General features: G+C 46.2%; 23 protein-coding genes. 2 read left to right on the top strand and 21 right to left on the bottom strand.

All coding sequences use genetic code 11. The annotated features are described in order from the left end of the window. Positions 1-248: 248 nt before the first annotated feature. The 20 genes from spoVE to HMPREF0083_RS24165 all read right to left on the bottom strand — a co-directional run bounded on the left by spoVE (position 249) and on the right by HMPREF0083_RS24165 (position 22,868). Positions 249-1,340, bottom strand: a complete 1,092-nt coding sequence (gene spoVE / locus HMPREF0083_RS24260; protein WP_021624593.1) for a stage V sporulation protein E — start codon at positions 1,338-1,340, stop codon at positions 249-251. Between the two features lie 88 nt (positions 1,341-1,428). Further along, complete coding sequence (gene murD / locus HMPREF0083_RS24255; protein ID WP_021624592.1) at positions 1,429-2,850, bottom strand: UDP-N-acetylmuramoyl-L-alanine--D-glutamate ligase; 1,422 nt, start codon at positions 2,848-2,850, stop codon at positions 1,429-1,431. After that, the gene (mraY, locus tag HMPREF0083_RS24250; RefSeq protein WP_021624591.1) at positions 2,850-3,812 is read right to left on the bottom strand and encodes a phospho-N-acetylmuramoyl-pentapeptide-transferase; all 963 of its coding nucleotides are present in this window, start codon (positions 3,810-3,812) and stop codon (positions 2,850-2,852) included. The genes murD and mraY overlap by 1 nt, the downstream gene beginning before the upstream one ends. Positions 3,813-3,843: 31 nt before the next feature. Further along, positions 3,844-5,325, bottom strand: coding sequence for a UDP-N-acetylmuramoyl-L-alanyl-D-glutamate--2,6-diaminopimelate ligase (locus HMPREF0083_RS24245; RefSeq protein WP_021624590.1), 1,482 nt, complete (start codon positions 5,323-5,325; stop codon positions 3,844-3,846). Positions 5,326-5,407: 82 nt separating this feature from the next. Further along, a complete protein-coding gene (locus tag HMPREF0083_RS24240) occupies positions 5,408-7,321 on the bottom strand; it encodes a stage V sporulation protein D (protein WP_040304846.1) in 1,914 nt (637 codons plus the stop codon). A 102-nt stretch (positions 7,322-7,423) separates the two neighbouring features. Further along, positions 7,424-9,631 (bottom strand): penicillin-binding transpeptidase domain-containing protein, encoded by a 2,208-nt coding sequence (locus HMPREF0083_RS24235; RefSeq protein WP_021624588.1) that lies wholly within the window; start codon positions 9,629-9,631, stop codon positions 7,424-7,426. 11 nt (positions 9,632-9,642) lie between these two features. Continuing rightward, positions 9,643-10,026, bottom strand: coding sequence for a cell division protein FtsL (ftsL, locus tag HMPREF0083_RS24230; RefSeq protein ID WP_021624587.1), 384 nt, complete (start codon positions 10,024-10,026; stop codon positions 9,643-9,645). 21 nt (positions 10,027-10,047) lie between these two features. Continuing rightward, positions 10,048-10,989 (bottom strand): 16S rRNA (cytosine(1402)-N(4))-methyltransferase RsmH, encoded by a 942-nt coding sequence (gene rsmH / locus HMPREF0083_RS24225; RefSeq protein WP_021624586.1) that lies wholly within the window; start codon positions 10,987-10,989, stop codon positions 10,048-10,050. Between the two features lie 19 nt (positions 10,990-11,008). After that, the gene (gene mraZ, locus HMPREF0083_RS24220; RefSeq protein ID WP_040304840.1) at positions 11,009-11,440 is read right to left on the bottom strand and encodes a division/cell wall cluster transcriptional repressor MraZ; all 432 of its coding nucleotides are present in this window, start codon (positions 11,438-11,440) and stop codon (positions 11,009-11,011) included. A gap of 183 nt (positions 11,441-11,623) precedes the next feature. After that, the gene (locus HMPREF0083_RS24215) at positions 11,624-12,886 is read right to left on the bottom strand and encodes an adenosylhomocysteinase (protein ID WP_040304837.1); all 1,263 of its coding nucleotides are present in this window, start codon (positions 12,884-12,886) and stop codon (positions 11,624-11,626) included. Between the two features lie 18 nt (positions 12,887-12,904). Then, a complete protein-coding gene (bshC, locus tag HMPREF0083_RS24210) occupies positions 12,905-14,545 on the bottom strand; it encodes a bacillithiol biosynthesis cysteine-adding enzyme BshC (RefSeq protein ID WP_021624582.1) in 1,641 nt (546 codons plus the stop codon). A 172-nt stretch (positions 14,546-14,717) separates the two neighbouring features. Beyond that, complete coding sequence (locus HMPREF0083_RS24205; protein ID WP_021624580.1) at positions 14,718-15,314, bottom strand: TetR/AcrR family transcriptional regulator; 597 nt, start codon at positions 15,312-15,314, stop codon at positions 14,718-14,720. A gap of 106 nt (positions 15,315-15,420) precedes the next feature. Continuing rightward, complete coding sequence (locus tag HMPREF0083_RS24200; protein ID WP_021624579.1) at positions 15,421-16,977, bottom strand: acyl-CoA carboxylase subunit beta; 1,557 nt, start codon at positions 16,975-16,977, stop codon at positions 15,421-15,423. After that, positions 16,970-17,890 (bottom strand): hydroxymethylglutaryl-CoA lyase, encoded by a 921-nt coding sequence (locus HMPREF0083_RS24195; protein ID WP_021624578.1) that lies wholly within the window; start codon positions 17,888-17,890, stop codon positions 16,970-16,972. The genes HMPREF0083_RS24200 and HMPREF0083_RS24195 overlap by 8 nt, the downstream gene beginning before the upstream one ends. 12 nt (positions 17,891-17,902) lie before the next feature. Next, on the bottom strand, positions 17,903-18,118 hold the full coding sequence (locus HMPREF0083_RS24190; RefSeq protein ID WP_021624577.1) for an acetyl-CoA carboxylase biotin carboxyl carrier protein subunit: 216 nt from the start codon (positions 18,116-18,118) through the stop codon (positions 17,903-17,905). 22 nt (positions 18,119-18,140) lie between these two features. After that, on the bottom strand, positions 18,141-19,487 hold the full coding sequence (locus HMPREF0083_RS24185; RefSeq protein ID WP_040304912.1) for an acetyl-CoA carboxylase biotin carboxylase subunit: 1,347 nt from the start codon (positions 19,485-19,487) through the stop codon (positions 18,141-18,143). Between the two features lie 427 nt (positions 19,488-19,914). Then, positions 19,915-20,586 carry an RsfA family transcriptional regulator gene (locus tag HMPREF0083_RS24180; RefSeq protein ID WP_040304833.1) on the bottom strand — a complete coding sequence of 224 codons (672 nt, stop codon included), beginning with the start codon at positions 20,584-20,586 and terminating at the stop codon, positions 19,915-19,917. 141 nt (positions 20,587-20,727) lie between these two features. After that, complete coding sequence (locus HMPREF0083_RS24175) at positions 20,728-21,489, bottom strand: enoyl-CoA hydratase/isomerase family protein (protein ID WP_040304831.1); 762 nt, start codon at positions 21,487-21,489, stop codon at positions 20,728-20,730. Positions 21,490-21,541: 52 nt separating this feature from the next. After that, positions 21,542-22,432 carry a 5'-3' exonuclease gene (locus tag HMPREF0083_RS24170; protein WP_040304829.1) on the bottom strand — a complete coding sequence of 297 codons (891 nt, stop codon included), beginning with the start codon at positions 22,430-22,432 and terminating at the stop codon, positions 21,542-21,544. Positions 22,433-22,508: 76 nt separating this feature from the next. Next, positions 22,509-22,868 carry a Spx/MgsR family RNA polymerase-binding regulatory protein gene (locus tag HMPREF0083_RS24165; RefSeq protein WP_021624572.1) on the bottom strand — a complete coding sequence of 120 codons (360 nt, stop codon included), beginning with the start codon at positions 22,866-22,868 and terminating at the stop codon, positions 22,509-22,511. A gap of 383 nt (positions 22,869-23,251) precedes the next feature. On the opposite strand from HMPREF0083_RS24165, the gene HMPREF0083_RS24160 reads away from it, so the two are divergent. Together HMPREF0083_RS24160 and HMPREF0083_RS24155 are read left to right on the top strand one after the other, a co-directional pair. Further along, on the top strand, positions 23,252-23,956 hold the full coding sequence (locus HMPREF0083_RS24160) for a helix-turn-helix transcriptional regulator (protein ID WP_021624571.1): 705 nt from the start codon (positions 23,252-23,254) through the stop codon (positions 23,954-23,956). A 112-nt stretch (positions 23,957-24,068) separates the two neighbouring features. Then, positions 24,069-24,356, top strand: coding sequence for a DUF2626 family protein (locus HMPREF0083_RS24155; RefSeq protein WP_148316059.1), 288 nt, complete (start codon positions 24,069-24,071; stop codon positions 24,354-24,356). Positions 24,357-24,413: 57 nt separating this feature from the next. Here HMPREF0083_RS24155 and HMPREF0083_RS24150 read toward each other — a convergent pair. Beyond that, on the bottom strand, positions 24,414-25,655 hold a 1,242-nt coding region (locus HMPREF0083_RS24150; RefSeq protein ID WP_209421098.1), incomplete at its 5' end, for a class I SAM-dependent methyltransferase.

Below are 25,655 nucleotides of genomic sequence, written 5' to 3'. Positions count from 1 at the left end.
TCAAACTATTGTATTTCCGTTATCGACGTATGTTGCAAAATAATATCGAAATGCAGGGCACGCGCCGAGCTGGTTTCTTTTCTGCCTACAAAAGCAGCACCGTCCATATACATGCACCCAAACAAGAGCCGTGGAAGCACATATACTAGACTAAAAAGAAAAGCTATGGCTTTGCGCCCTGCATCCCGACATAAAAACTACATCATTCTCAGCACCAAAACTACCGTTTTCTATTGTACCCTGTTCGTCTACATCTTGGAATAGCGGGAAATATTTAATAGAACACCAATTCCTGTAAGCATAAGTGTAAGCGAAGAACCTCCATAGCTAAGAAACGGAAGCGTAATGCCCGTTACCGGAAACATGCCCGTGACTACACCCACATTAATAATGACCTGAATCGCCAGCATTCCAATAATGCCAGTTGCAAGCAGGCTTCCAAATAAATCAGGTGCTGTCACTGCGGTACGCATGCCTCGCCATAATAACAGCAGAAACAGCAGAAGCACGGTCGCCCCTCCAATAAACCCAAGCTCCTCAGCCAAAATCGAAAAGATAAAATCATTATACGGTTCAGGTAAGTACAGGAACTTCTGCCGACTCATTCCGATTCCGAGTCCCATCAGCCCACCCGGTCCAATCGCATATAATGATTGAATCAATTGATAGCCAGCGCCAAGCGGGTCCGACCATGGATCGATAAAGGACGTTATTCGTTTAATTCTGTAAGGCGCAGCCAACACAAGCCCTATGAATCCAATTACCCCAAGCAGGGCCAGGCCGAGCAAGTGCTTCATCCGTGCACCTGCTACAAAAATCATCAATACAGAAGTACCGAACAATACCGTACCTGTTCCAAGATCCGGCTGAAGCATAATCATTCCGAATGCCAGGCAGACGATGCCAAGCGTAGGTACCAGCCCTTTAGTGAACGAACCGATGTCTTTCTGATTGTCTGATAGCCATTTTGCCAGAAATGCCGCCATTCCCAGCTTCATAAACTCTGCCGGCTGAATTCCAAATGCACCGATACCAAGCCAGCTTTTTGCTCCATTGACTTCTTTACCAATAATCAGAACGATAATCAGTAGAAAGAAGCAAAAAATGAGACCCGGCTTCGCCCATTTTTTCCATACCCAATAATCTACGTTCATTGTTACAAACATCGCCGCAATACCAAGTGTAGCAAAAATAAGCTGGCGCTTGGTGAAAAAGAAGGGGTCGCCTTTCTGGGCGGCGACCACAGCACTTGAGCTGTACACCATGACCACGCCAATCGCCAGCAACACAAATGTCACGACAATAATAATAAAATCAGGAGTTGAACGGGCCTTTGTCACGCAAAACACCTCTTACAGCGCAGAATTTGCCGCACCCTGCCGCCTGTCCGTTCAATCACCTGATTTTGATTAAACCTTCAAACAGCGGTTACGGGCTTGTTTTAAGCTTATGCACGGATTGCTTAAACAAGACCCCCCGCTCCTCGAACGATTTGTACATGTCCCAGCTGGCACACGCCGGCGAGAGCAGCACAATGTCGCCTTCCCGAGCAATGGACTTGGCTTCGGCAACCGCATCAATAACAGTATCGACGCGCTTGGTCCGAATAATCCCCGCATCTTCCGCCCGAGCCAACAATTTTTCTGCGGTCTGCCCGTATGTAATAACTGCCTTGACATGTCGGCGAAGCAGAGGTACCAATTCTTGGAAATCAATACCTCGATCAAGTCCCCCACCAATCCAAACAATCGGAGCAGAAAATGAGTCAAGCGCACGGCTGGCCGCTTCCGGATTGGTCGCCTTTGAATCATTATAGTATTTAACGCCATCGATTTCGTCTACGAATTCGAGTCGATGTTCTACGCCAGAAAACGTACGCAGAACATGGCGGAGCGCTTCCATATTTGCACCAGCGGCCCGAGCCACACAAATTGCCGCCAGCATATTCTCTACGTTGTGAGCACCGGGCAACGCCAGTTCCTCTAGGCGAACTACCACTTCTTCTTCTGGTGCCCCGTCTAGCTTATCTTTCAGGTTGCCTGATAAAGGACGTTTGAATACGATGGCCCCATCCCGTAGAAAGGCTCCTTGCTCTACTGTTTCTATTGTGCTAAACCAGAGAATTTGCGAACGAATTTCTGCAGCTAGATTACGGCAAATTTCGTTATCATAATTTAGTACAGCCACATTTGACTCATCCTGATTCATAAAAAGTTTACTTTTGCTATGTACGTAATCTTCTTTTGTTTTATGGTAATCTAAATGTGCATCATATACATTTAGCAGACACGCGATCACTGGATGAAATTTTCTAGTGCCTTTAAGTTGAAAGCTGCTAAGTTCAGCTACCAATACCTGACTCGCCTCCGCCTGTAATGCCTGTTCACTTAGCGGAGTCCCGATGTTGCCAGCTACGATCGGCGCAAGGCCGCCCTCTTCCAGCATGCGGCCAATCAATGTCGTAGTTGTCGTCTTTCCATTCGATCCAGTAATGCCGATAATCGGTGCATCTGACAATTCGTAAGCAATCTCCACTTCTGTGACAACCGGAATCCCGAGTGATTCCGCCTTCTGAATTGGCGCTACCGTATATGGAATACCTGGGTTTTTAATGACAATATCAACATTCGGATTTACAACATCGTCTGGATGCCCGCCACAGATAACAGAAATTCCTTCCTTCCTGAGCAACTCTGCTTCTTCGCACTCATTCTCCGGTTTTTTATCGTTGACTGTAACGGTACCCCCACACGCTTTCAGTGTGCGAGCCACGGCGACCCCGCTCTTAGCAAGGCCAAGCACAACCGCCTGTTTTCCTTTATATAACGTTCTTCCTTCTTCAATGGACATCAGCTTAACACCCCAATATATACACCCAGGCTCGCGCAAATCAATCCAGCAAACCAGAAAGTTACCACAACCCGCCATTCAGACCAGCCGCCCAACTCATAATGATGATGCAATGGACTCATGCGAAACACCCGTTTTTTACGTGTTTTGTAAGAAAGTACTTGAATAATAACAGATAAAGCTTCCATAACGAATACACCGCCGATAATGATGAGCAGAATTTCCGTCTTGGTAAGAATAGCGATCCCGGCGATGGCTCCGCCCAATGCAAGCGATCCCGTATCTCCCATAAACACTTTAGCCGGATGTGCATTGAACACCAGAAAACCAAGCACAGCCCCTACTACTGCAGCAGCAAAAATAGCAATGTTCATCTGACTCGACACCCAAGCAATAACCGCATACGCACTAAATGCAATCGCACTTGTACCTGCAAGCAGTCCATCCAGACCGTCTGTTAGATTAACCGCATTAGACGCCCCGATGGTCATGATAAGCACAAGCGGTAAATACAGCCATCCGATATCAATACTCCAATGAATTCCCGGAATAGAAATGATCGTATCATATCCGTTGCGGACAAGCACATAGTAGAATACCGCTCCAATAACGAGCTGACCGAATAGCTTTTGTTTTGCGGTCAGCCCCAGGTTGCGCTTCATTACAATCTTGATGAAATCGTCCAAAAAACCAATAAGTCCATAGCCCAGTGTAATAAAAAGAAGAAGAAAAATCTCGACCGATTGGTTAGTGAATTTAATAACGGTGAACGTAAGGGCAAGCAAAATGATAATACCGCCCATTGTTGGTGTCCCCGCTTTTTTCTGATGCCCTTTCGGCCCTTCTTCACGAATCGCCTGGCCAAACTTCAACCGTCTTAGAATAGGGATGAAGAGCGGAGCGAGAAGCACAGCAATTAAAAAAGCTGCGGCAATGGAAAAAAACAAAACCCGTACAAGCATTGTACGCCCTCCTTTCTATAATCTCCTCATCCTATTTCTTCTTTTCTAGTATGGCTTGATATGCCTCTTCCTTATCATCAAAGTGGATGGTTTTGTCTTTTAAAATTTGATACGTCTCATGGCCTTTACCGGCGATGAGTACCACATCCTTAGGCCCTGCCCTGTGAATCGTTTCCCGAATCGCTTCCCTACGGTCCACTTGAGTGAAATACCGATCTTTATCAATACCATTGGCAACAAGGCCTTCTATCATCTCGTCAATAATCGCCTGCGGATCTTCCGAACGTGGATTATCAGATGTAATAACTGCTATATCAGCATGACGCGCAGCAATGGCCGCCATGATCGGACGCTTCGTTCGATCACGGTCACCCCCACAGCCTACAACGCAGTACACCTTGCCCTCAGCAAACTCACGAACCGTTTTCAGCACATTCTCCAAGCTGTCAGGTGTATGAGCGTAGTCGACAATTACTGTATAATCCTGTCCTGCATCTACACGCTCAAATCTGCCGCGTACACCTTCTACCTGCTCCAATGTCCGCTTAATTGTCTCAAGAGGGATACCCTCCACAAGGCAAGCTGCCGTCGCCGCCAGCACATTATACACATTAAAATTACCGATCATGCGCAATGTCAAATCAATGCTGCCCACAAATGTTTCTAGCTTTAGCTTTGTACCCATGGCCGTAATCGAAATATCTCTGGCGCGTACATCGGCTTTATCCCGAATACCATACGTAATAACTTGCGCCGACGTCATCCGGGCAAAGGTCTCGCTTGCGGGATCATCTATATTCAGTATGGCGTATTTCATACGCTCCCTATCATACTCATTGCCAAGCTGGGAGAACAAGAGCCCTTTCGCCTGCAGATAATTCTCCATCGTTTTATGGTAATCAAGATGATCCTGTGTCAAATTGGTAAATACGCCCGTAGCAAATCGTACACCACGCACCCGCCCCATATCAAGGGCATGTGAGGATACCTCAATAGCCGCATATTCAGCGCCTTTATCTTTCATCCAGCGAAAGGCACGGTGCAAATCAAGCGCTTCAGGAGTCGTATTCTTTACTTCACGAACTTCATCCGCAATGCGCATCTCAATCGTACCGATAATGCCCGTTGGATGCCCAGCCGCTTCTAAAATGCGTTCAATTAAATGTGTAGTCGTCGTCTTGCCATTCGTTCCCGTTACCCCGATAACCTTCATCAGGTGCGTCGGTTGGCCGAAGAAACGATCTCCGAGCACAGCCATTGCCCGCCTTGTGTCCGGCACATAAATAACAGGAACGTCTGCTTCAATTGATCGCTGTGCTAAAATGGCTGCCGCCCCCTGAAGAACGGCTTTCTCAGCAAAATCGTGTCCGTCCACTGTGAAACCAGGCAAGCAAATAAACAAATCGCCCGGCTTCACCTTGCGCGAATCAATTTCGATCCCGGTGATTTCTGTTTTCACGTCCCCTGTCGTCCGCCACAGAGCGAGAGGTGCCAGTAACTCTTCTAGTTGCATCGTCCTTCTCCTTCTTTCCCGCGGTTCTCCCGCTTCATCTTCATCTATAAATCATAACGAATTTATTGTAATGCTCTTTGTTTTATTTGTCACCCAAATAAACACGAATTGTCGCGCCTTCTTCCACTCTCGTGCCTGGCTGCGGCGATTGATAGGATACTTTAGTACCACTACCTGCAATGTCAAGCGGGAAGGCATAGTATGAAGCAGTAATATCTTTACGCTCCATGCCGATAAGATTCGGCACCTGTACGATTTTTTTGTCGGGATATTTATATTTTTTGTCCATCTGCTGCGTACGAGGCGGCACTTTCATATAATGTAAGGATGACTCTAGAATATTGCGCACGATCGGCGCAGCCACAACTCCTCCGAACTGAATGCCTTTCGGGTTATTTATAGCCGTATAGACAATAATTTGCGGATCGTCTGCAGGCGCAAAACCGATGAACGATACGATATGTTTACTCTTCGAATACACTCCATTCTCTACTACCTGGGCCGTTCCGGTTTTTCCCCCGACACGATAGCCATCGATGTAGGCATTGCCCCCTGTACCATTGGCAACAACGCTCTCAAGCGCTCGACGCACTTCAGCAGATGTTTCTGGAGAAATAACCTGGCGGACTGGCTGCGGCTTATTCTCCTGTACCGTCTTGCCGGTTTTCGGATCGTGCCATGACTTAGCAAGATGCGGCTTCATCAGCTTTCCGCCATTAATCGCTGCCCCTACCGCCTGCACCTGCTGAATGGGAGTAACAGAAACACCCTGCCCAAACGCCGTAGTGGCCAGCTCGACCGGTCCTACCCGATTCAGCTTAAACAGCACGCCGTTTTCTTCACCCAGCAGATCGATGCCCGTCCGCTTTCCAAAACCAAATTCCTTAATGTAATGAAAGAGCCGTTCCTTACCGAGACGCTGCCCCAGCAATACAAAACCCGGGTTGCATGAATTCTGCACGCCTTCAAGGAACGTTTGCTGTCCATGGCCACCCCGCCTCCAGCAGCGCAGCGTTGCACCAGCTACCTTAATAGAGCCGGGATCATTAAATGTATCTTTATCTAGGTCGACCTTTTTATCTTCAAGGGCAGCAGCAAGTGTAATAATCTTAAATGTAGAGCCTGGTTCATATGTTTTCCAAATCGGCAAATTTCGATTGTACGTTTCTACGGGATAGTCCTTATAATGTCCAGGGTCATAATTAGGACGACTTGCCATGCCTAATACTTCCCCTGTTTTCGGGGAAAAGGCAATGGAGATCGCATCATCGGGCTGGTATACAGCCATCGCTTGATCCAGCTCACGCTCAATGATGCGCTGGATATTCGCATCAATCGTCAAATATAAATCCTGACCATCTACCGGGGGAATAAATCGTTCAGGCAGTCCAGGCATCTTTTGTCCAGCCGCGTTTGCTCCAAATGCAACATGCCCTTTCTTACCTTGAAGCTTTTCATTATATATACGCTCCACTCCGGTTAATCCTTGATTGTCTACCCCCGTAAATCCAAGCACATGCGCCGCTAGCGAGCCATTCGGATAATAGCGCTGACTATCTTCTGCTAGTTGAATACCCGGAATGTTAAGTGCCTGCACCTGTTTGGCCACTTCTTCAGAAACGCGGCGTCCTCCCGGCACACGCACAATACGTTCACGTCGGCTAATTTCCTTTAGAATTTTCTGTTCTTCGATTTTTAAAATCGGCGCTAGCTTACGAGCGGTGTCAGGTTTATCTTTAATCTGGGCAGGAATCCCCATAACAGACGGCACACTGATATTGTACGCCAGCACTTCGCCGTTGCGATCCAGAATGCGCCCCCGCTTTGCTTCGAATGGAATATTGCGGGTCCATAAGTCTTCGGCATGCTCCCTTAACCACGAGCCTTGCCAAAGCTGTACATAGCCAAGGCGTGTAATCAACAGCAAAAACAACAGGAATCCCAGCAATAGCGCAATAAAAATGCGTCGTCGAACGGTAACACCGGATACACGCAATGTCCTTCTCCTCCTCACCGAATGGGTGCGCTCACTTCATCCGCGCAATATATTCTCACCAATACCCTATTCGATGAATAAAAAAGATAGAACAGGCTTTCCTTAGTTCTCCGTTTTCCGTTTCGTTTTCTCTTTGTCTTCCGACTTCTTCGATTCTTTTTCAGAATCGGGAGTAGGAACTTCCGACTTCGGTGCTAACGTAACCGCAAGCTTGTCCCCTTTCTTTAGCATCGTACCAGGCTGGATACTCTGATTGATGACGTATCCTTCTCCGATGATGCCCGGTGCTTGAATACCTAAAAGCGACGATAGTTCCATCACTTCGCGCAGCGTTTTACCTTGTAGATCCGGCATCTTCACGCCTTCTTTGGAAGTCAGTATGTATACATTCGTTCCTTTTGTAAGCCTGGCGGTCGCCTGTGGATACTGTCCGACAACCGTTTTTCCCGATCCTAGCACCTGAGCTGTCAAGCCTGCTTCCCTTAATGCCTGCTTGCCTTCCGTGACCGTTTTTCCCGCAAGATCCGGCATAGACGTCGACTCATCCTTCGCAACTTCTACGATCTTTTCATCAGTTTTATCAGGCGACAGCTTCAAATAATGAAGGCTGCGTTCCATGACGGATTTGAAAATCGGTGCCGCAACGATTTTTCCGCCCGCTGATGGCACGTCAATATGAGGCTGGTCAACTACAACAAAGATTAGGAGCTTCGGATTATCTTTTGGCGCAAAACCAATAAATGAGTTAATGTATTTACCTGCAACATAGCGGCCTTTTTCGGCAACCTGAGCCGTCCCGGTTTTACCCGCCACCTGATAGCCCGGCAACGCGAATGGTTGTCCGGTCCCATTCTTCTCATTTACAACTGCACCTAGCAAATCCCGCGTCTGCTTGGCTGTCTCCTCAGAAACGACCCGGCGTACCATCTGGGGCTTATTCTCCTGAATCACCTGATTTGTTTTGGCATCTCTTATTTCCTTAACAATATACGGCTTCATCAGCTTTCCGCCGTTTGCAATAGCCCCCACTGCCGCTACCTGCTGGATGGCGGTTACTGATACACCCTGACCAAATGTAATAGAGGCTACGTCACGCGGATAATATTTACGCTTCGGATTGAAAGACCCCTTCGCTTCACCTGGGAGGTCAATGCCCGTCTTCTGTCCAAATCCGAACTTCTCAAGGTAGCTGAATAGCTTCTCCTGGCCAAGCATTTTATAGCCAAGAAGAACAAACGCGATATTACTGGAGCGTTTAACCCCCTCCCGATACGAAATTCTGCCCCAACCAATCCCCCGGTTATGGTCACGAATCGGCTCGCCGGGTACACCGGTATATGTACCCGACATATAATCAGCATTAGGGTTGAATTTTTTCTCTTCAATGGCAGCGGCAAGCGTTGCAATCTTAAACGTCGAACCAGGCTCGAAATTCTCTGCAATAACCGGATTGTAAAACTTCTTAATGTCCGTCGGAGCATTCGGATTGAATGTCGGCCGGGTGCCCATACCGAGAATTTGCCCGGTATTCGGGTCGGCCACCACTACGCTGACACCTTCCATCTTATACTTGGCAGTTGTCTGATTGAGTGCGTCTTCGATATAGCTTTGAATCTGGTGGTCTATCGTCAATACAACCCTATTCCCGTCCTTGGCTGGTTTATATGATTCTACCCCATCTGGCAACTGATTCCCGTGTGCATCTTTTTTGAATGTAAAGCTCCCTTTCTCTCCCTTCATTTGTCCATCGAACATACTTTCAATCCCCATCTTCGCTTCGCCTTCTAGATTAGTATAGCCGATAACGTGCGCTGCGAATGCTCCAGACGGATAATAACGACGCGATTCTTCGTACAGCCCGATGCCCGGAAGATTAAGTTCTTTTATTTTGTCCGCTGTTTCCTTCGGGATTTTCCATCCTCCTGGACGAAGCTCCACCTGCTTCAAATTTTTGGTCAGACGTTCCATGATTTTTTCCTGGGACATGTTGAGAATCGGTGCAAGCTTGGCCGCTGTCATCTCTGGATCAGCGACAAAGTTCTTATTTTTCTCATCATTAGGATATGGCTTTAAACGTGCAATAACAGTATACGCCTTGCCTTGATAAGCAAGGAGGTTCCCATTACGGTCAGTAATATCGCCGCGCTTCGGATTAATTGCATCACTTCGTTCCCATGTATTTGTTGCTTTCGCCATAATCTCGGTGTTGTCTACATATTGAATCCAAAACGTGCGCAAAATGAGCGCAAAAAAGGAGAGCGTAAATAGCCCCCCCATCAATAACGTACGCAGGTTAATCTTTTTTCTCATCTCGCATCCTCCTAATTCGAGGCTGTGCCGCCTTTAAATACCCGGACTGTATCATCAAGCTTGGTCAATCCCATTTGTTCGGCAATGCTACGAATCCGCTCCGGTTTGCTTAACTCATCGATTTGGGCATGAAGCTCCCCATTCTGCTCCGTAATCTTCTTCACTTCATGCTTTGTCTCAAGGATTTGGTAATTATAGTAAGAGATTTTTGCGTAGCGCGCGATGAGAAATGTGGATACAATAACGAGCGCAACGACAGCAAAAAAGTAAAGCAGTTTCTCTCCAGAGCTAATCCCGGGGCGAATTGTCACGCGCTTCTTCTGGATCGTACGCTGTTTCGGCTTCGGTCTCCGCTCAATTTGTGTAGCTAGATTTCCTTGGTTGTATGGCCGCAAAACATTCGTCTCCTCCTTTGCCTATTGTTCTACTTTCTCCGCAATTCGTAGCTTCGCCGAACGTGCCCTGCGGTTCTCGCTTAACTCGGCCTCTTCTGGTACGATCGGTTTGCGTGTAATGATCTTCAGTATCGGTTTGTTGCCGCAAGCGCACTGGGGAAAATCTGGTGGACATATACACCCCTTGCTGTACTCCTGGTAAGTCTGTTTGCAAATTCTATCTTCTAATGAATGAAAGGTAATGACGCTTGTCCTTCCACCTGGAGCAAGAAGTTCAATCCCTGCTTCCAGGGCTTCTTTAAAAGCATTCAGTTCGTCGTTCACCGCAATACGAATAGCCTGGAATGTCCGTTTTGCCGGGTGTGGACCGGTGCGTCTAGCCGCAGCCGGAATGCCGCGCTTAATCAGTTCAACCAATTCGCCCGTCGTAGTAACTGGATTCTTCTTGCGCTCGCCTACAATCTCTTTTGCAATACGGCGTGCGAATTTCTCTTCGCCGTATTCGAACAGGATTGAAGCAATTTCTTCCTCTGGCCATTCATTGACAACTTCATATGCAGACAACGGTTGTGTACGGTCCATCCGCATATCAAGCGGTGCATCCGCATTATAGCTAAAGCCGCGTTCTGCCTCATCCAACTGTGGTGAAGATACGCCCAAATCGAACAATACTCCATCAATCCGCGGAATACGTAACTCTTCAAGCACTTCTTTCAAGCGACGAAAATTGCTTTTTACAAGCGTAACATGTTCCATGTACGGCGCGAGGCGCTCTTCTGCATTAGCGAGAGCGATATCGTCCTGATCAATGGCAATGAGACGTCCTCCTCCGCTAATCCTTGATGCGATTAATGAGCTATGGCCAGCTCCCCCAAGCGTACAATCCACATAAATCCCGCCCAGCTTAATATCCAAGCCGTCCACTGCCTCTTGGTGCAGCACCGTGATGTGATGGAACATCATTTATCCTCCTTGCATCCTGCTACAAATCAAAATCAACAATTTTTTCTGCAATCTCATTAAAATAATCACCGGATTCGGACGTATACTCTTCCCATGCCGTCCGGCCCCAAATTTCAACTCTGTTGGATACGCCGATAACGACGCATTCTTTTTCAATTTGCCCATGCTTACGCAGAGCGAGTGGTATGCTTACTCTTCCCTGCTTGTCCGGTACACATTCGGTCGCGCCAGAGAAAAACAAGCGGGTAAATGCGCGGGCATCAGCCCTGGTAAAAGGGAGATTCTTCAGCTTGCCTGTCAGCACGCTCCATTCTTCCATTGAATAAACAAACAAACAGCAGTCCAAACCGCGCGTCATTACGAAGCGCTCCCCCAGTTCCTCCCGAAATCTAGAAGGAACTGTCAGCCGCCCCTTATCATCGAGGGTATGCTCGAACTCTCCCATGAACACGCATTTTCACCTACCTGTTTGCCTTTCCCTCCACTTTCCCCCACTTTACACCACATAACGTATTCTAGCTTATAAATCAAAATCCTTCTATAAAAATTTAGGAAGTTTTGTGGAATTAGCGCTAATTGCATAAAAAAAATGTCGAATGAGTGAACGAACCCATTCGACATTGTGATTTTTAGCCTATTCTTCTTTCCAGCTTTCCAGATATGCCTTTTGTTCCTCCGTCAAAATATCTATACCTAATCCTAAAGCTTCTAACTTTAGACGTGCTACCCGCTCATCCAATTCATATGGTACATTCAGCACACGGGCCCCGATTTCTTCATACTTCTCATTCACGTATGCGAGCGAAATGGCCTGCAGCGCGAACGTCATATCCATAATCTCTGCTGGATGGCCGTCACCTGCCGCCAGATTGACGAGACGCCCTTCTGCCAACAGATAAATTTTACGTCCATCTTTTAGCGCATATTCCTCGATGTCTTTGCGCACGACACGTTTGGATGCAGCAAGCGCTTCAAGTTCCTGTTTGTTAATTTCGATATCGAAATGGCCTGCATTGGATAAAATGGCACCGTCTTTCATTACCTCCATATGCTCGCCGCGGATAACATCGCGGTTTCCTGTTACTGTCACAAAGTAATCGCCATGCTTGGCTGCTTCTGCCATCGGCATTACCTCAAAGCCATCCATATATGCCTCAATAGCTTTGATGCCATCGATTTCTGTAACGATAACCTTGGCGCCAAGGCCTTTTGCACGCAGGGCTACGCCGCGTCCGCACCAGCCGTAACCAACAACGACAACAGTCTTGCCTGCTACCACAAGATTTGTCGTACGATTGATGCCATCCCATACGGACTGCCCTGTACCGTAACGATTATCAAACAAATATTTGCAGTATGCATCGTTCACTGCGATCATCGGGAATTTTAATTCGCCCGACTTTTCCAGCGCACGGTTACGAATCACACCCGTTGTCGTCTCTTCGCAACCGCCACGTACTTGCGCCAATAAATCCGGACGCTCAGAGTGCAGAATCGTTACAAGATCACCGCCGTCATCAATAATTAAATCCGGTTTTATCTCAAGTGTTTTAATCATGTGTTCTTTATACTCAGCCGGTTCTGGATTGTACTTGGCAAACACCGTAATACCATCTTCTACAAGAGCGGCCGCTACATCATCCTGGGTGGAAAGCGGATTGCTGCCTGTGATCGTTACGTCCGCGCCCCCTGCTTTTACTACCTTCGCGAGATATGCCGTTTTCGCTTCCAAATGAAGAGAAATAGCCACTTTCAGCCCTTTGAACGGCTGTTCTTTTTCGAACTGTTCACGGATGCGGTTCAATACCGGCATATGTTCTTTAACCCAATCAATTTTCAGATGTCCGCTCGGCGCAAGGCTCATATCGCGCACAATACTTTTTTCCGTTTTATTCAAAATGTCAGCCTCCCATTTTTAATCAATGGATACCGCATAGTGGTCAGGTGAGATTTCGTACGGATACGAAGCAAACTCTCTAAACCAATCCATGCCGTACTTGTTAAGATAACCAAATATATTGTAAACGCGTTCCTGTGGTTTGTCCAATGGAAACAATGAAAGAGCAACCTTATCGAATTGGCGCAAGGCAGCTTCGTGCTGTTTAATAAATGCTGCCTGAGCTTTATGCTCGTAATAAGTCACCTGTTCTAAAATTTTTTCCAGATTTTTCTCACCCAACTTTTGTAGCCCGCGCTCAATATGTGTCGCTTCCTGAATAAGAGGTTCATACAGTTGTCTGATCCTCTCCCTTGCATTCCCGAATTTTTGTTCAAGATGATGCGTATCCTGCGCGATTAAGAACTGTTCCCTTTTTTCTACAAGTCGCAGCAATGCATCTTCTACACTCAACTCGTATTTGCGCATATTTTTTTGAACCGCACCCTCCAGCAAGCTGAATGACAACCGTGGGATAAGCGGCGGCATTTCATAACCCATGCACCGGAAGTATTCTGCGTAAAGCCCCCAGTAGGCAATTTCCCCCGGACCGCCGACAAAAGCAAGCGTTGGCAGCAAATGTTCCTGCATCAAGGGACGGGTAACCACATTCGCGCTGAATCGTTCTGGTTGTTCCTTCAATAAAGTCAACAAATCTTCCTTAGCGTATGTCTCGCTGCCATCACGTGTCTGGAACGTACCGTCAGAAAGACGTATCATGCCAATCCGTTCTCCTGCTCGATACATAAAAAACTGTGCGTTAGTAGCATCCGTTTCAACCTGCTTACGATAACCTAGTGCTTCCAGTTTTTTTCCTTGCCTGGCGACTGCCTCGTTTAGCTCTGCATTCTGTTCAATGATTTGTGTAAACACTGGAACTTCAAGGCGCCGTACAAACGGGAGGGCGGCGTCCATTAACACGAGCCCCTGCTCACCAAACAGCCACGCCATCGTTCGAGCAAAGAAGCCGGTCAGCGTATCAGACTGTTCAGCAAATCCATACAGCCTCTCTTTAATCTCTCCCGTAAACTCCGTTTCAATTTGCTCTGCAAAGTATTCATTAACCAATGCCTGCATCTCATCTGTATCTATCTTAAAATGCGAGATAGAAGATCGTCCTTCTGATTCGACCGCCAGCTTTACTTTTTTTACCTGTGAATCGCGTGTCTGCGTGTACACATGATTAACCTCTTCATAGTCATGGTCTTCTCCAGCAATCCAAAATATTGGAACGATCGGCTTGCCCAGTCTGTTTTCTTGCTCAGCGGCAAGGCGGATAATCGTAATCGCCTTGTGGATCGTGTAAAGCGGTCCGGTCAATACACCTGCCTGCTGTCCCGCTACTATCACATATGCATCCGAACGGCGCAGTTTTTCAATATTTTCTGTAGCTCGTGCATGATTGCCTATCTTCTGATTAAATGCGAGCAATCCGTCTGCTAACTCCTCCCGATGCTGCACTGCATGCGATTCAAGCCATGTAAGACGCTTTGCAAAACTTGCTTGCTTGTAAGGAGTATATGAATAGAAATCCCTTACTATCCCGTAATTATGTATATAATCGTGTACAAGCATTTGGCCGGATGGCAGTTGCACCTGTTCTATCTGCACATGGTTCATCCTTTCTTTCTCTTATTTTAAATAAGTATAACATACAAAGCAAAACTTCACTCAGTGAGGATTTTTTCTACCTGTCCTCCCTTGATTTATACAAGGTTATTATCACATGTATGATCCGGAAGGCAAAAAAAAGATAGACAGGAAATATGTCTCCCATCTATCTTATCTCTGTTCAGTCTTGAATATGTTCAACTATATCAGTTTCAGCCCTCGACAAACTAAGCATACGTTGAACCAGCCCCCTTACATATCTCTGGTTTTCTTCCAGTTGATCAGGAAAAAATACTCCTATATGTGTTACCGCCGCTATATACGTCAATACATGACGCTCAATCCACAAGGACTCCTCGGAAGATTCCGCAAACACATTGAACAGATGCTTTTTTAGTTGCTCATGCGCCCGCATTTGCGCTTTATGTCCTTCATCATGTATTTCTACATTTCGCTGTGGGTCCTCAACAATCTCACGCCAGAAACTGGAATGGCGAACCACAAAAGCAAGCAGCAAATCCGTAATAGATTGTAACTTTTCAGCGGTATGCTGGTTCTCATCACGTGTAATCTCAAAAATACGAAAATCAAGCTCATCTGATTGCTGAACTAGAATGGCCTGGTACAGTACGGCTTTATTCGGATAATAGTTATAAATCGTACCGACCGCAATTCCTGCCTCTTTAGCAATAGACCGCATATCCGCTTGCCGGTATCCTTTTTCGATAAAAATCTTATGCGCAGCCGCCAGAATACGCTGCCGAAAAGAATGACTCATGTTCCTGCTCCTCAATTGCTATCATTATGTTTCATCATAGCATATCCATGCGTATTCTGGAATGTCAATCAAGGAGCCGCATGCATCCGGCATGTCACCATGCGGATTATACTGGATAAACCGGATGCTTGCGGTGCGAAAAGGTCAATTGCTTGCTGCTGTAGGCTGCAAGGCGCCCGATAAGCTCCTCTCGCAACCTGCTTCCTTCCACAATTCCGTCGATGATAAGCTCAGAAGCCAGACGATAAATATCGATATCTTCCTGGTATTCTTTTCGTTTTTCCATTACAAATTTCTGGCGTTCCTGCGCATCCTCAATGGCATTAATTTTATTACTATATACAGCATTAACAGCGGCTTCCGGTCCCATAACCGCGATTTGTGCGGTAGGCAATGCCAAGCAGCAGTCAGGCTCAAACGCAGGGCCTGCCATCGCATACAAACCGGCACCATATGCTTTACGCACAATAACCGAAATTTTTGTGACGGTTGCTTCCGACATCGCTGAAATCATTTTGGCTCCATGACGAATAATACCGGCGCGTTCCACCTTTGTGCCAATCATAAAGCCGGGAACGTCAGCAAGGAACAACACCGGGATACCGTACGCGTCACACAAATTAATAAAACGTGCAGCTTTATCTGCTGAATCGACGAACAGTACGCCGCCTTTTACGCGCGGTTGGTTTGCAATAATTCCTACAGGTTTGCCGTCCATACGGGCGAATCCAGTAATTAACTCTGCCGCAAACAGCTTCTTCATCTCATAAAATGAATCTTCATCTACAATGGCCTCTATTAATTCATGCATGTTAAACGGAGCATTTTGATTCGTCGGTACAATTTCTTCTACACTACGAGCTTCCGCTTTCGGCGCTTTCGCTTCGCGCACTGGTGGATTCTCCTGAAAATTAGCTGGAAAATAAGATAGATATTGACGTGCCGATTCGATCGCCTCTTGTTCAGAGGAGGCCAACACATCGCCGCAGCCGCTGACAGAGCAGTGCATACGCGCACCACCCATCTCTTCGAGCGTAACTTTCTCCCCAATTACCATCTCAGCCATACGCGGAGAGCCAAGATACATGCTGGCATTACCTTCTACCATAACAACAATATCGCAGAACGCCGGGATATATGCGCCGCCTGCTGCAGAAGGGCCAAACAATACACATACTTGTGGAACCATACCGGATAGCTTCACTTGATTGTAAAAGATACGCCCTGCGCCACGACGTCCCGGAAACATCTCAATTTGGTCAGTAATACGTGCACCTGCCGAATCTACAAGATAAATCATCGGTACACGAAGTTTTTCGGCTGTTTCCTGGATACGAATAATTTTCTCTACCGTTCGAGCTCCCCAAGAACCAGCCTTAACTGTGGAATCGTTCGCCATGACGCATACGGTTTGCCCATTCACTTTACCAATGGCGGTCACAACACCGTCCGCCGGCAAATCCCCAGCCATAAAGTTAGCAAACAACCCATCCTCCAGTTGAAACTCATCATCGAACAACAACTTCAGCCGATCACGTACAAACAGCTTATTATGCTCTTTATTTTTCGAATGATATTTCTCTGCGCCGCCACGCTGAACCCGCTCAATCCGTTCGTGAAGCGTCTCCTCTAACGTTTTATTTACCTGTTGTGTATCACTCATTCGCACTTTCCCCTTCCATACATGTTGTCTTCATTGCCTGCAGCACCCGCGAAGGCAACGTGCGGTTCAATATCTTCTCCAAGAACGCACCTGCTTCCACGACTTCCTCCAGTTTTACTCCTGTCTCCATGCCCATGCCATGCAACATATAGAGAACATCTTCTGTAGCGATATTGCCAGATGCACCAGGCGCATACGGACAGCCGCCAAGTCCGCCAACGGAGCTGTCAAATGTGCGAATGCCTGCTTCAAGTGCTGCATAGACATTGGCAAGCCCGGTTCCGCGCGTATCATGGAAATGACCGGCGAGCCTCTCCTTACCGAACAGCTCAATAAGCGAGGTGAAGCGTTCTTTTACCTGTCCGGGTGTCCCGACACCAATCGTGTCTCCAATAGACACTTCATACACTCCCATGTGCAGCAGCTCTTCCGTCACACGGGCCACTGCTGAAAGAGGCACATCTCCTTCATATGGACAGCCGAATGCAGTTGATACATAGCCACGCACCTTTATGCCTATCGCCGTTGCCGTTTCGGCCACTTCCCGTAATACAGGGTACGTTTCTTCTATCGTTTTATTAATATTGCTCTTGTTATGCGATTCACTAGCTGACATGAAGACCGCAATTTCCTTGATTCCGGTCTGCTGCGCACGTTCCAATCCTTTCAAATTTGGCACAAGCGCACTATAGACAACGCCGTCTTTTCGCCGAATTCCATTCAGCACATCTATGGCATCCGCCAATTGCGGAATCCACTTTGGATTAACAAATGAAGTGGCTTCAATCCTGCGAATACCCGAACTGACTAATCGCTCAATCAGTTCAATTTTAAGAGAGGTGTCAATAATTTCCTTCTCATTTTGAAGTCCGTCACGTGGACCGACTTCAAATAGGGTAATCCGGTTTGTCATACTTCTTCCTCCTTACCCTTCAAGCTCGATCAGCACATCTCCTTCGTTAACGAAATCCCCTACATTCACTTTTATCGCTGTTACCCTACCGGACGTCTCGGCCGCTACAGGTACTTCCATCTTCATTGATTCAAGCATGACCACATCAGCTCCACTTCTCACCTCGTCCCCTTCATTGACCAATACGTTGATTATTGTACCTGCCATGTTTGCTACGATTTGTTTCATTTTATATTCCTCCCGTATTGTATTATTTATTGGTCGTCCGCTTCATTTGTTGAACGAATTGTGTTGTGTATGTTCCCGCAACGAACGCTTCATCACGCAGCACATCACCAAGCATAGGAAGATTTGTTTTAATGCCGTCGATTACATACTGTGCGAGTGCTTCCTCGGCACGGGCGATCGCTTCGGCACGCGTGTTTCCACTGACGATTAACTTGCCTATCATTGGATCATAGTACGGTGTAATGGTTGAGCCTGACTCAACAGCATCATCAACACGAATCCCTTTCCCTTCCGGTTGTTCATATCTTGAAATCGTACCCGGAGACGGCATGAACGTAATTGGATCTTCAGCATAAATTCGAAGTTCTATCGCATGTCCACGCTGTATTACCTCTTCTTGCGAAATTGTGAGCGCTTTCTCTTCGGCGATCATTAACTGCATCTCCACAAGGTCAAAGCCTGTTACCGCCTCAGTAACGGGATGCTCTACCTGAAGGCGCGTGTTCATTTCCAAAAAGAAAAACTCCTGTTCTCCATTCATAATAAATTCAACAGTTCCGACTCCCGTATAACCAACCGCCTGTGCAGCCTGAACGGCTGTCCGACAAATTGCCTCTCGCGTCACATCATCCAGGAACGGAGACGGACTTTCTTCAATCACCTTCTGATGACGTCGCTGAATCGAGCACTCCCGCTCAAACAGATGGATGATGTGACCATGCTCGTCACCAGCAATCTGCACTTCAATATGGTGTGGTTCTTCAATGTACTTCTCAATAAACATATCATCGTTGCCAAAATACGCTTTTGCCCGCCCTTTGGCAGACTGAAACGCTTTTCGCACTTCTTCCTCATTTTCACACACTTGCATGCCGATCCCGCCACCGCCCGCGCTTGCCTTTAACATGACTGGATATCCTATATCCGCTGCAATGCTGCACGCTTCTTCCGCATCCGCAATGCTACCGTTATATCCCGGAACTACCGGTATCCCGGCTTCCATCATTCGTGTTCGCGCACGAATTTTATCGCCCATATCTTCCATGACTTCAGGACGAGGACCGATAAACACAATACCTTCTTCAGCACACCTTCTCGCAAAATTCCCGTTCTCCGAAAGCAAGCCGTAACCTGGATGAATTGCGTCAACCCCATGGTCTTTAGCAGCCTGTATAATCGCTTCCATATTCAAATAGCTCTTCACTACCGGCGGCGGACCAATAACGACCGCAGCGTCCGCTTCACGCACAAAAGGCATGGGTGCATCCGCTTCAGAATGAACCGCAATCGTGCGAATTCCTTTTGCTTTGCATGTCCGTATGATTCGACGGGCGATTTCGCCCCGATTCGCAATGAGAATCGTTTTGATCTTCATTTGCTCACCCTTTCATGCACAATATGTAAAAATCAATCACTCTATAAATGACATTTTCTACAAAGGATTAAAAATCCCCTTCTTAATTTCAAAATTTTTTTAATTAAATGTCATAAAAAAAGACGGAGAAAATCAGAGACTAGAAAAAGACACACTGGTCTTTCTTCTGCCGGAGCGCAAGGCGCATCCAACCTCTTCTTTTTTCCGAATTTCCTACTTCCAACCACGTGATCATGTCAAAATATCAAGTGTAACTTATATAGTGTTGCCTGCGCGCTAGTTTGGCACCAGCGAAGTTTTCTTTATTCCCTGTGGAGCACGTGACACGGCGGGTGAAAAAGACCGACATGTCACAAAGCGGCCGTTCGACTTCGTTGTGAAAAAAAGACGAACGGCACTGTCTGCAAGTTTTTCTTATTTTTTATCTGTAATCGACACGCTCAAGATTTCCATTAGCATCCATCTTAAAACGAGGTTTCACATCAACCTCTTCTTCTCCACCGAGAAATGCCATTTTACGCGCACGATCCATAATTTGAATCAAAGCTTTATAATCATCGTTAACAACTTGATAGTCCGACTTCATCAAAGACAATTCTTCTCTTAGACTCTCATTCTCGGTGCGAAGCTCTGCAAGCTCCTTGCGGCTATCAGCTACTTCCTTTTCCAGCTGCTTCATACGCTTATATGCATCTTTCTGTCCACGCAAAAAACGAATGACAACATCGAGAGAAATTTCTTCCTGCATCTCCTGCTGTCTTACAGCAACTGCCTCATCCATTTCAGCCTGAGAGGTTTCTTCTGCTAGACTTGCCTTTTCCATAAGAGGAACCGAAGAAATGCCTTTCAGCCTCCGTTTCGCTTTCTTGCGCTCCTGGCGATGCGCCTTAGCGATTTGTATGGCATCTTCATAACGTTTACGCACAGCACTGTTCCAGCGAAATCCACATGCAGCCGCCGTCCTGCTGAGGCGCTCACCTACTTCTTCAAATGCGCACAGTTGGGTACTTCCTTCGCGAATATGTCGTAGCGTCACTTCTGCTAGCAGCAAATCATCATCCGGCGTCCATGCATCTTGACGTGTTACAGTCATATATAAATCCCTCCGTTTAATTCCAAATGGCCTTGTTACCACTATTTTTATGCACTTACTAGAGTTCATAGAATGATTTTCTAGTAAAATAGTATGTCCAGCAGCTAAAAGATTTAAACGGAAGAAGAGTGTTTTTTTCGTTTATTTTTTTTGCAAAAACTTCTGAACAACACCGTAATGAGCTTCTGATCCCCAGAGCGAGGAGCATAAATCGATTTCTTCTTCGATACATACCTCCCCTGCCAGGCCGGAATCCACCATCTTGGCTATTTTCATATACGCCTCAATACCTGCAAGCGGCTTATCTGCAATCCGTCCTGCAAACTTCATCACTTCGTCATGCAATGCTTCATGTGGGAATACACGGTCGATAAATCCGATTTCCTTGCCGTACGCTGCATCAAACAATTCTCCAGTTAACAGCAACTCCAAAGCGTTGTTCGTACCTATTTTCTCCATCAAACGGGTACCGCTGCCCCAGCCTGTAATAATATGCATGCCGATTTGCACAAAGCCCATCCTTGCCTTGTCACTTGCAATACGAAACCGGCACGCGGCTGCGAATTCACAGCCACCACCGATGGCAGCACCATTCATCATCGCGATTGTTGGCTTTGGATAGCGATCGATTTTACTCAGCAGGCGGGCCACACGCATAAGCATAGGATATGATTTATCCTTTGTACGCACCGACAAAAATTGATCCAGGTCGCCCCCAGATACAAACGCTTTATCTCCCGCTCCCGTGAAAATGAGCACTTTCACCTCTTTATCAGACGCAAGCTCATCCAAACAAACGTCCAACTCTTCTATCATTTCGAAGCTAATGGCATTTCGGACACTCGGACGGTTCAACGTAACCAGTGCGATTCCATCCTGTTTGTCTAGTAAAACCGTATTCACTTTATTCCCTCCTTTATCCTCCTGAACGTATGTATTCGCAAGCCTGTATACGTTATCTAGCCGTATCCGTATATTCAACTAATCTGTTCAAAAGACGATGAATCTCGTATTCGGCAAATTTCTGGTGCGCATGCTCCATATCGATGCACCAAGCACAACCATCAAGTGTCATCTCGTGTTGGACATCGCAGGCAATCGTCGCCAGTTCACGGGATAGATGAAGCATATCGATATTTTCTGTAATTTTTTTGCGTAATGCAGGCGTAAGCTTGTCTACATTAGCAAGCAAATTCTCAATCGTTTCATATTCAGTAATCAATTTAATAGCTGTCTTCTCGCCTATTCCTTTAACTCCCGGATAATTATCCGAAGCGTCTCCCATAAGACCTTTCACATCAATCATTTGAATCGGGCTTAGCCCCTTCTCAGCATGCAATACGTCCAGCGTGTACACTTTATAATTAGACAAGCCTTTTTTCATAATCGCCACATGCACGTTCTCTTCAATAAGTTGAAGCGCATCATGATCGCCGGTCAAAATAATAATCTGTGCTTCCTTTGCAAACGTACGACTAAGCGAACCGATGACATCATCAGCTTCGTAACCCGGCACACCTATATTACGTACTCCGAGCGCTTCTACCATCTCTTTGACCAGTTCAAACTGTGGCAGCAGATCATCGGGAGCTTCTCCTCGGTTCGCTTTATAGTCCGGGAACTTTTCATTACGGAATGTCTTCGCTCCCATATCCCAGCAACAAATGATATGAGTCGGAGCGAAAGTTCCTATCGCATCAAAAAAATACTGCATAAATCCGTAGATAGCATTTGTCGGGTATCCATTCTTTGCATACATCGGCCCCCGATTTACTAGCGCATAGTACCCGCGAAATAGCAAACTCATGCCATCTACGAGCATAATTTTATGTGGTTGCAACGTCATCTCCTCCATCCATATTGTAGCACAAAAAACCGACGGGAACGCCCGTCGGCTTTTTACTTGACAAGTGTATGTAGCGCTATGCTAACAAATCTTGCATGGCGGTACGATTATAGCCGATGATTAAATTCTCTCCGTCAAAAATAATCGGCCGGCGAAGCAACCTCGGCTCTTCGCTTACCATCTCCAACAGTTCGGAGACAGTCATGTCTTCAATATCCTTGTCCAATTCTTTGAACTTGCGGCTGCGTGTCGATAAAATATCATCGGTGCCATTGTTAGTCATTTTAATAATTTCTAACAACTCCTCAGCCGAAGGAGGATTTTTGAACAGATGACGTTCATCATATTCAACTCCCTTCTCTTTCAGGAACGCTTTGGCTTTACGGCAAGAGGTGCAGCTTGGATAAGTAAAAAATGTTAGGTGATGCTCACTCATCCCCGGTCATCTCCTTGTCAACTATTCGCATGTTATCTATATAAATTAGCTTGATACATTGACATTTTTACGGACCGAAGTACGACAAGAGAAAGGAAGGGGGCTGGATCTACATATAGAACCTCCCAATGCCCTACTTCTTTCCCACCTCGCACCACGATATAATAATTGAAAAGTCAAATCATGTTCATATGTAACAAATATATAGCTTATAAATAATGTAAAGTGAATAGAGAATAGGAATACCTACTATCTTTAATTTATTTAATTATATTATTGGATTTATTTCTATGTCAATAGTGTTTACAAAAGTTTCATTTACCCTTTCCTTTATTTGTACTATAATTAACCCCAGATATAAGAAATAATGAGGGGGACTACCAGTGGAAAATGAAACTTTGAAATTGACCAGCGTGCTTGCTGATCCAACCCGTTTTTCCATTTACCAATACATTGTAGCCAACCACCGGGCCGTTACTGTACAGGAAATTGCTGACCAATTTGATATTCACCCAAATGTTGCGCGTCTTCACCTGACGAAGCTTGAAGATGTGAATTTGTTGAATTCCGCTTCGGAAAAAACCGGCAAGGGCGGTCGCCCGAGTCGTTTGTACTCTTTATCTGATCAGGTCATCAGCCTACAGTTCCCGCCACGTGACTATCAATTGCTCGCCAATATTGCTATTGAAACATTGATTTCTCTGGGGGAAGCTGGGCAGAAAGCACTTTACGAAATGGGACGTAAATTCGGACATGAGGCGGCAAGACAAGCGATTGAAAAAGAGCGGACAAGCATTAGCGAAATGAATACAGAGGAGAAAATCGCCTCTATTCACCGTCTAGTGCTGGCACAGGGACTCAATCCTGAAATTGAGCTTATCGGTGAACAAAATCTCCGTTTTCGTGTATACAATTGCACGTTCAAAGAAGCTGCATCAAAAAATCCCCAAAGTATATGCCGGATGCACCACGCACTTCTGCTTGGTATTTTCGAGACATACTTCGGCGAAAATATTTCATTAATTGAAGAGAACTCGATGTTAACAGGATGTAAGTCCTGCGACTATACGATGTTGCGTCTTTCCTAATGATGTGTCATACAATAGACAAACCTTCGCGTTTACAGTCTTTACCTATTAGATTATAATAATAATGATTAATAGGGTTATCTACAACAGCAGTAAAAGGAGGGGATTTAGAATGGCACGCATGTACCGCGTCTTGGCATTTTTTTGCCTGGTCATTGCACTAATGGGGTTATGGGGTGACTTACAAGCAATGGCACTGTTATTTTTCGCTCAAACGGGCATGTTTCTTGCCTTAAGCTTTGTTGAGCTTTCTGAAAGAACGTACATGATGATTTTTATGACTTATCTGCTGTTAGCGTTTACGGGCTTCATGTTTTACGCTTTCTTCGGTAACTATCCGACGAATCTTGAAGGTGATCATGCAAGCGCAATCGTAAACACGGTGTCCTCATTCTTATAATACATGCAAAAACGGAGTGGAACCCCGCTCCGTTTTTTCTATGCTTTCGCTTTGCTTTTATCTTTGCAGTGTCCAGGGGGTACAACTTGCAAGCTTCTTCTCAGCATGTTTCACCTGAACTAGTACGCGGAATACGCTGCCCATTCCCTCTGCCATAATGAGCTGCCGAATAGCACGATTTCGTTTTGCCGCCTCATTGCGGAACGGATCGCCTCCTGTATGTTCCTCAAGCTTTTGCAATATTCCCGCCTGCATTAAAAATTGCTGCTGCGTATAAAAACCTATCGTCTCAAGCTCCTTCCCTTCTGCTGCATCCATCAGTGCCGAGAAATTCACATGGGTTGTTATATCCTGTGTACCGGGTTCTTCATAAGGATTTTCGTTCATTGTATGTTCTTTATAGCATAGAAGGGTTCCTTTTTTTCGAGAAGGTGTATATAATACGCCCCTCTCATATCCATAGTCAACGGTAAGTACATAGCCTTTGACCAGCCATTCCGCCACACTTTCCATCCAACGTATACTGTCTAAATTTATTTCTGCTCGATAACCTTCCAACGGAGGAATGCCCTGTTTTTTGATATAATCTGCAAGCATACCGGTAGAAAGCGGCCCTAATCGCTCAGTAAACGGCTTACCTCCCTCTTTATTCTCTATTACATACACTTCATACCAACTACCATCCCGGTATTCAACAATGTGAACAGGGAACGCATCCAGCAGTTCATTAGATAGCAGTATTCCACGCAATTCTGGCCATACAGCTTTCGCCTCATCCACGCTGCTGTACCATTGTACGTCAATGCTATTCCGAAAGGGGCGAAGCGCTTCCTCCTGGAGCACACGATGATATGCACTTGCTTCGATCATTACATATGTCAGGGATGATGTACATGTAGCTAGGCGATCCGTCTCCCGCAAAGAACGAAGAATTTGTGCACTTAATTGCCCGTTTCCTCCTCCCATCTCCACAATCGCAAGCTCGGTAGAAGGAAGCTTGTTTATCATTTCCCATAGCGTATCAGCCAGTATTTCTCCATATACAGAGCCAACTGAAGCGTTCGTATAAAAATCTCCCCGCTTGCCGATTTTCGGTCTTTCTTGCTGATAGTATCCGCCTTCCGGCGAATACAGCGCATATTCCATATAGTTACGAAATGAAATCATGCCTTCCGCTGTTTCTTGAATCGCCCGTTGAATCGCTTTCGTTACATTCATCGTATCCCTTCCTCTCCGATATACACCTGATTTGATAAACCGACACATTGGCCTTTCTTCTGCCGGAGCGCAGGGCGCATC

This window comes from Aneurinibacillus aneurinilyticus ATCC 12856 (assembly GCF_000466385.1).
Classification (GTDB): domain Bacteria; phylum Bacillota; class Bacilli; order Aneurinibacillales; family Aneurinibacillaceae; genus Aneurinibacillus; species Aneurinibacillus aneurinilyticus.
Note: the sequence above shows the minus strand (reverse complement) of the source record. Positions and strands in the feature narration are given on the sequence as shown.

Excerpts from the sequence above, each read along its gene's own strand:
- murD (WP_021624592.1), bottom strand. The coding sequence starts at position 2,850 with ATGTCCATTGAAGAAGGAAGAACGTTATATAAAGGAAAACAGGCGGTT.
- mraY (WP_021624591.1), bottom strand. The coding sequence starts at position 3,812 with ATGCTTGTACGGGTTTTGTTTTTTTCCATTGCCGCAGCTTTTTTAATT.
- HMPREF0083_RS24245 (WP_021624590.1), bottom strand. The coding sequence starts at position 5,325 with ATGCAACTAGAAGAGTTACTGGCACCTCTCGCTCTGTGGCGGACGACA.
- HMPREF0083_RS24235 (WP_021624588.1), bottom strand. The coding sequence starts at position 9,631 with ATGAGAAAAAAGATTAACCTGCGTACGTTATTGATGGGGGGGCTATTT.
- rsmH (WP_021624586.1), bottom strand. The coding sequence starts at position 10,989 with ATGATGTTCCATCACATCACGGTGCTGCACCAAGAGGCAGTGGACGGC.
- bshC (WP_021624582.1), bottom strand. The coding sequence starts at position 14,545 with ATGAACCATGTGCAGATAGAACAGGTGCAACTGCCATCCGGCCAAATG.
- HMPREF0083_RS24205 (WP_021624580.1), bottom strand. The coding sequence starts at position 15,314 with ATGAGTCATTCTTTTCGGCAGCGTATTCTGGCGGCTGCGCATAAGATT.
- HMPREF0083_RS24200 (WP_021624579.1), bottom strand. The coding sequence starts at position 16,977 with ATGAGTGATACACAACAGGTAAATAAAACGTTAGAGGAGACGCTTCAC.
- HMPREF0083_RS24195 (WP_021624578.1), bottom strand. The coding sequence starts at position 17,890 with ATGACAAACCGGATTACCCTATTTGAAGTCGGTCCACGTGACGGACTT.
- HMPREF0083_RS24190 (WP_021624577.1), bottom strand. The coding sequence starts at position 18,118 with ATGAAACAAATCGTAGCAAACATGGCAGGTACAATAATCAACGTATTG.
- HMPREF0083_RS24180 (WP_040304833.1), bottom strand. The coding sequence starts at position 20,586 with ATGACTGTAACACGTCAAGATGCATGGACGCCGGATGATGATTTGCTG.
- HMPREF0083_RS24170 (WP_040304829.1), bottom strand. The coding sequence starts at position 22,432 with ATGACGTTGCAACCACATAAAATTATGCTCGTAGATGGCATGAGTTTG.
- HMPREF0083_RS24165 (WP_021624572.1), bottom strand. The coding sequence starts at position 22,868 with ATGAGTGAGCATCACCTAACATTTTTTACTTATCCAAGCTGCACCTCT.
- HMPREF0083_RS24155 (WP_148316059.1), top strand. The coding sequence starts at position 24,069 with ATGGCACGCATGTACCGCGTCTTGGCATTTTTTTGCCTGGTCATTGCA.